General features: G+C 58.0%; 1 protein-coding gene. It reads left to right on the top strand.

Going from position 1 to position 4,394, the window contains the following annotated elements; translation table 11 throughout:
• A partial coding sequence (locus tag L696_RS28105; RefSeq protein ID WP_155985297.1) for a non-ribosomal peptide synthetase occupies positions 1–4,394 on the top strand: 4,394 nt, incomplete at both ends.

The following is a 4,394-nucleotide window of genomic DNA, read 5'->3' as shown; positions in this document are numbered from 1 at the left end:
CGAACAGCTGTCGGGCGAGCTGCCGGTCTTGGAGCTGCCGACGGACTTCCCGCGGCCTGCGGTGCAAAGCTTTGACGGCCGAACCGTGAAGTTTTATATCGGGAAAGAGCGGACGGAGAAGCTGAAAGAGCTGGCGGCACGGACGGGCACGACCCTGTATATGGTGCTGCTGTCGGCTTACTCCATCCTTATGCATAAATATTCGGGTCAGGAAGATCTGATCGTGGGAACGCCGATTGCCGGAAGAACGCAAGAAGAAGTGCAGCCGATCGTAGGGATGTTTATCAACACGCTGGCCATTCGCAGCCGTCCAGAGCGTTCCAAGCTGTACCTTTCGTACCTGGAAGAAATCAAGGACATCACGCTCGGGGCTTTCGAAAACCAAAATTATTTGTTCGAAGACTTGGTGGAAAGTCTTCACATTGCGCGCGCGACCGGCCGGAATCCGCTCTTTGATACGTTCTTCTCCCTGCAAAATACGGAGAACGAGCAAATTGTCATCGAGGGGCTGGAGCAATCGTTTTATCCGCTGGAAAACCAAACATCCAAGTTCGAGCTGCTCCTGGATATTTCGGAGCTGGACGGTCAGCTCGAATGCCGGTTGGAGTACGCTACGGCTTTGTATAAACAGGAGACCGCGGAACGGTTCGCCAGACATTATGACAAGTTGCTCGAAACCATCGTAGCAGCGCCGGACGGGAATATTGCCTCGCTGGAAATGCTCACGGAGGAGGAAATCCGCGAGCTGGTGCGCGGTTTCAACGATTCAGAGGCGGACTACCCGAGGCAGCAGACGATTCACGGCTTGTTCGAAGAGCAGGCGGAGCTTTACTCGGACAACGTGGCCGCCGTCATGAACGAGCAGCAGCTGACCTACCGCGAGCTGAACGAGCGATCCAACCGCCTTGCGCGGAAGCTGCGGGAGACGGGAGTAGAAGCGGATCAGCTGGTAGCGATTCTGGCCGAACGCTCGCTCGATATGGTCGTCGGCATTCTGGCGATTCTCAAAGCGGGCGGAGCATACGTGCCTGTCGATCCCGACTACCCGGAGGAGCGCATCCGCTTCATGATCGAGGATTCGGGCGCGCCGTTATTGCTGATTCAAAAGCATCTGCACGAGAAGACCGACTTCGCAGGAACGCGCCTCGAATTGGACGATTTCGTTTGGGGTGACAGAGGGGCGGACTCCGCCGATGCGCTGGACGCTTCGAACCTGGAGCCGATTTCCGGGCCGGGCAACCTGGCTTATGTCATCTACACGTCGGGAACGACTGGCAGACCGAAAGGAACGCTGATCGAGCATAAGAACGTCGTGCGCCTCCTGTTCAATGACAAGAACCTGTTCGACTTCGGGCCGTCCGACACGTGGACGCTGTTCCACTCGTTCTGCTTCGATTTCTCCGTCTGGGAAATGTACGGAGCGCTGCTGTACGGAGGCAAGGTGGTCATCGTACCGCCGCTCACGGCGAAAAATCCGGCCGATTTCCTGGCGCTGCTGGGCCGCGAACAGGTCACGATTTTGAACCAGACGCCAACGTACTTCTACCAGCTGCTGCGTGAGGTCTTGGCGGACCATCCATACGATCTGCGGATTCGCAACGTCATCTTCGGGGGCGAAGCGCTGAGTCCGCTGCTGCTCAAGGGCTTCAAGACGAAGTACCCGGAGACGAAGCTGATCAATATGTACGGCATTACCGAGACGACGGTTCACGTTACGTATAAGGAAATAACGTGGGTCGAAATGGAGGCGGCGAAGAGCAATATCGGCAAGCCGATCCCGACGCTGAGCGTGTACGTCCTTGATGAAAACCGCCGCCCTGTGCCGATCGGCGTAACGGGCGAAATGTACGTGGCCGGGGAAGGCCTTGCGAGAGGATACCTGAACCGCCCGGATCTGACGGCGGAGAAGTTCGTCGATTCCCCGTTTGCGGAGGGGGAGAAACTGTACCGCTCGGGCGACTTGGCGGCTTGGCTGCCGGACGGCAACATCGAATACCTGGGCCGGATCGACCACCAGGTCAAAATCCGCGGGTACCGGATCGAGCTGGACGAAATCGAGACGCAGCTTCTGAACGTCGAGGGCGTGGAAGAAGCGGTGGTGCTCGCCCGTCAGGACGGCGGGGGCGAGAAGGCGCTTGTCGCCTACTTTGTGGCGGACCGGACGCTGACGGTCAGCGAAATGAGAACCTCGCTGGCCCAGGGAATTCCGGGGTACATGATCCCGTCGTACTTCGTGCAGCTGGAGCGCATGCCGCTGACGACCAACGGCAAAGTGGACCGCAAAGCGCTGCCGGAGCCGCAAGGCGGCTTACAAACGGGCGTCGAATACGTAGCGCCGCGTAACCGGACGGAGTCCCAGCTTGTGAAGGTCTGGGAGGAAGTGCTGGGCTACTCCGGCATTGGAGTCCTGGACAATTTCTTCGAGCTCGGAGGCCACTCCTTGCGGGCGACGAACCTTGTCAGCAAGATTCAGAAGGAAATGAACGTCGAACTTCCGCTGCGCGATGTGTTCCGCTATACGACGGTAGAGTCGATGGCCGGGGCTATTGCCAGCTTGGAAGAAACGCGGCACAGCTCGATTCCGAAAGCGGAAGAGAAAGCGTACTATCCGGTTTCCTCCGCGCAAAAAAGGCTGTACGTCCTGCACCAGCTGGATGGCTCGGAGCTGAATTACAACCTCCCAAGCGCCTTGCAATTGGGAGGGGCTTTGAACGAGGCCAAAGTGGAAAAGGCGCTGACTACTTTGGTGGCCCGGCACGATATGCTGCGCACCGGTTTTGAAATCGTGAATGGGGAGCCGGTTCAGCGTATTCATCCGCTCGTAGCTTTCAAGGTCGAGAAGCTTCAAGCAAGCGAAGATCAGGTTGCGGCCATTCTTGAAGGCTTCATTCAGCCTTTTGACTTGACCCAGCCGCCTTTGCTGCGTGCCCTGCTGATCGAACTGGAGAAAGAGAAATTCCTGCTCGCGCTGGATATTCATCATATTGGTTCCGACGGCCTTTCCATGGACGTGCTGCTGCGCGAATTCGTGCGGCTTTACAATGGGGAAGAATTGCCGGAGCTGCGGATTCAATACAAGGATTACGCCGTTTGGCAGCAATCCGAGGAGCAGCGCCAGCGCATCAAACGGCAGGAGGAATACTGGCGCGGGGTATTCAGCTCCGAGCTTCCGGTTCTTGAGCTGCCTCTCGACTTCTCCCGCCCGGCCGTCCAGCAGTTTGACGGTCAAACGCTCACGTTTACGCTGGATGCGGAGAAAAGCGAAGCTCTCAAACGGCTTGCCGGCGATTCGGGGGCGACGCTGTACATGCTTCTGCTGGCTGCGTACTCCGTATTGCTTCATAAATACGCGGGACAGGAAGATATAGTGGTCGGCACTCCGATTGCCGCCCGTTCTCACGCCGACCTACAGCCGATTATCGGCATGTTCGTCAATACGCTGGCCCTTCGCTTGGGTCCGGCGGCGGAGCGGACGTTCCTGGATTACTTGCAGGAAGTGAAGGAAACGACGCTTGGAGCCTACGAGCACCAGGACTATCCGTTCGAGGAGCTGGTGGAAGCTCTTCAGGTGAGCCGGGATTTAAGCCGGAATCCTCTGTTTGACACCATGTTTTCTTTGCAAAAGCACGAAAGCTTGGATTTAACCCTGGAAGGCTTGCAATGGTCGCTGTTCGACATCGAGGAAAAGACGGCAAAGTTTGATCTTAGCTTTGATATCGTGGAAGCCGATAACGAGCTGGTTTGCAAGATCGAGTACGCTACCTCGTTGTTTAGACAGGAAACGATGGTACGGCTGGCGGGTCATTACGAGCAGCTTTTGGCGTCGATCCTGGCTCAGCCGGGTGCGCGGATTTCGGATTTGGATATCTTGACGGACAGCGAAAAGCATGATTTGCTGGTCGGGTTTGACGTGTCGTCTTCGGCTCTTGCGAAGCAACCCGCCGCAGAGGGTACAGGTTTGGAAGCGGATGAGTCGTGGAGAGAGAGAACGTTCCACGAGCTGTTCGAGGAGCAGGCGGAGCGCACTCCGGGAGCGCTGGCGGTTGTCTACGAAGACAGCAAGCTGACGTATGCGGAGCTGAACGCCAAAGCGAATCGTCTGGCGTATGCACTGCGGGCGCGCGGGGTGAAGCCGGAGCAGGTGGTCGGCATTCTGGCCGGCCGTTCGGCGGAGCTGTTGATCGGGGTGCTCGCCGTATGGAAAGCGGGCGGCGCTTATGTGCCGCTCGACCCGGACTATCCGGCGGAGCGGATCGAGTATATGCTCGCGGACAGCGGGGCGTCGGTGCTGCTCACGCAGACCCGCCTGCTGGAGCAGGCGGAAGCTTGGCGCAGCGACGGAGCTCTAGTGCTGCAAACGGTGCTTGCGCTTGACGACGCCGCGACGTACAGCC

The sequence above is a fragment of the Paenibacillus maysiensis genome, from assembly GCF_000520815.1.
Classification (GTDB): Bacteria; Bacillota; Bacilli; order Paenibacillales; family Paenibacillaceae; genus Paenibacillus; species Paenibacillus maysiensis.
The sequence above is the reverse complement of the archived record's forward strand: the minus strand, read 5'-3'. Positions and strand labels throughout refer to the sequence as shown.